Origin of the sequence: Paraburkholderia sp. 31.1 (assembly GCF_014397645.1) — a bacterium.
Lineage (GTDB): Bacteria > Pseudomonadota > Gammaproteobacteria > Burkholderiales > Burkholderiaceae > Paraburkholderia > Paraburkholderia tuberum.
The window spans coordinates 1-241 of the sequence record NZ_VZQN01000273.1 but is presented as its reverse complement, the minus strand read 5'-3'; the positions used below and the strand labels follow the sequence as shown (position 1 = coordinate 241).

The following is a 241-nucleotide window of genomic DNA, read 5'->3' as shown; positions in this document are numbered from 1 at the left end:
GGCCGAGGCCGCCTGCGTCGCACAGTAGCGCGGCGCGTCCACGCTGCAATTACGCGCCAGTTCGCGCGACACCGTCGAAGCGCTGCGCCCCAGCAGCCCCGCAATAGTTCTTATGCTGCCGCCCTTTCGATGTTCGATCATGATCGCCGCGCGTTCTTCCGCGCTCAAATGCTTGTAGTTCTTCTTCATCGCAACACCCTACCTCATTCAAGGTGTTGCACTTGGAACTAGAGACTAAGCA

General features: G+C 59.3%; 1 protein-coding gene. It reads right to left on the bottom strand.

Annotated elements, in window-relative coordinates; translation table 11 throughout:
• On the bottom strand, positions 1-189 hold a 189-nt coding region (locus F6X37_RS36250), incomplete at its 3' end, for a helix-turn-helix domain-containing protein (RefSeq protein ID WP_187614711.1).
• Between the last annotated feature and the right edge of the window lie 52 nt (positions 190-241).